Source organism: uncultured Campylobacter sp., assembly GCF_938018035.1.
Lineage (GTDB): Bacteria > Campylobacterota > Campylobacteria > Campylobacterales > Campylobacteraceae > Campylobacter_B.
Window position 1 is genome coordinate 1 of record NZ_CALIJF010000348.1, and the last position, 1,783, is coordinate 1,783.

A 1,783-nucleotide genomic window follows, 5' to 3' on the forward strand; every position below is an offset into this window, starting at 1 on the left:
CAATGACAACGGGCACACGACTTTTATACGGGACGATGCAGACGGCTCATTTAATGCGCCTAGATGCAAAACGCGTGCAGACACATCAAATTTCAAGCACACAGCCCGCAAATTTCATCTTTAAGCTTACAAGCCGTAGATTAAAATTTGCAGCTTCGTAGTACCGCCTCCGCCTCGGCGGCGTCTTTTAAAATCTGCTCTTTAAGTCGCGTTAGATCACTAAATTTGCGATTTTCACGTAGGAACTTTATAAATTTCACGCAAGCAAATTTCGCGCCGTTGTTTTTGTCCGCAGCCTCTAAATTTTTATTTTCGGCGTCCAAGCTCTCGCTCGCCGCAAAATTTTGTGTAGAAATTTCTACTGAATTACGCGCCGAAATTTCATCTGAATTTCGCGCAAAATGTGCGGCTTGCCCCTCGCAGCACGGCGCGCGATCTTGTGCGGAATTTAAACCCGCTTCAAAGCCCGCAAAATCCTCTAAAATGTGCGTTTCAATCGCAAAAGCCCCGTCGGTGCTGAGCCTATATCCCAAGAAGCTCACGCTTGCAAATTCCTTGCTTCCGGCGCGCACCATGGTCGCATATACGCCGCTTTTTGGCATAAAATAGCCGCTGGCATCAAGATTTAGCGTTGCTACAAACTCCCGCGCCCCGCGCCCCTGGCCGCACACGATCCGTCCGCAGAGCTCGTAATCTCGCCCTAAAAGCTCCGCCGCCGCTTCGCACTGTCCGCGCGACAAAAGCTCCTTGATCCTGCTTGAATGCACGCCGCTGCCGCCCAAACAAAACTCCCCTACGACGCAGGTTTGTCCGCGAAATTCGCGCTGCAAAAACTCCACTCCGCAGGCTCGATCGCGCCCGAATCTAAAATCCTCGCCGACGACGATCTTTTGTAAATTTATGAAATTTTGCCCTAAAAGCTCGATAAATTCGCCTCCGCTAAGGCTTTTGATAGCGCGTAGATCGCAATAAAAAATCTTTTTGTTCGTAAATGCCTGCCGTGACGCAAAAGGGGTTAGCTTTGTGCCACCACCTGCTAGGATTACGATTATTGCGCCTTGCTCGCCTAGGCGCTCAAATAATTTTTGATGTCCAAGGTGCATGCCGTCGAAGTTACCGATCGCTACGGCGTGCACATTATCGCGGTTTGCGCCTTGTAGCGTTGCGAAAATCTCGCCACGTGTGAACTGCTCGCTTAGGCGCGCACGCAGCACTTCCGCACAAGCAGGAAGCGCGCTTTGAGCTTGTGCGTCTACGTCATTGCTGCAAGCGTCGTTATAAGCCGTTTTACTGCCAAAAGTCGTTTCATTGCTGCAAGAGGTGTCGGTGTCTGCTTCATCTGCGCGGTGCGCATCGCCGGCTTTGTTTTCACTCAATTCTTGCCTTGGGCGTTTGATATTTTGAGATGAATTTTCTCCATTGCTTGTGAAATTCTGTTCCGTAAAATTTTTCAAGCTGGAATTCTGCGCTACGAAATTTTGCTCTTTAAAATTCCGCAGCGAAGCCTCTGTATGGTCTTTGCCTGATTTTTGATTAGCCATTATTGCTGCTTTGTCCATACGATTTTTTTGGTGTCGTAACCGCTATGCTTCGCCTTTTTTAGATATAAGATGCGGATCGGCTCGGGCAGGGTTTTGGTGCGCGAGAGGATGTAAAGCTCGCTCGTATCGGCGCCGAAGATCAGGGCGTAGCGATAGTCGCCGTCCACCTGCGCCACGCGGTAAGCGGTGTCCGAGATGAACCCTTTTTGATAGAGCAGGCCTACGTTTTTATCGCCTGCGAA

General features: G+C 49.9%; 2 protein-coding genes. Both read right to left on the minus strand.

Going from position 1 to position 1,783, the window contains the following annotated elements:
* Positions 1-140: 140 nt before the first annotated feature.
* Positions 141-1,541, minus strand: coding sequence for a riboflavin kinase (locus tag Q0257_RS10610; RefSeq protein ID WP_298024689.1), 1,401 nt, complete (start codon positions 1,539-1,541; stop codon positions 141-143).
* On the minus strand, positions 1,541-1,783 hold a 243-nt coding region (locus tag Q0257_RS10615), incomplete at its 5' end, for a lipocalin family protein (protein ID WP_298024690.1). The genes Q0257_RS10615 and Q0257_RS10610, both read right to left, overlap by 1 nt.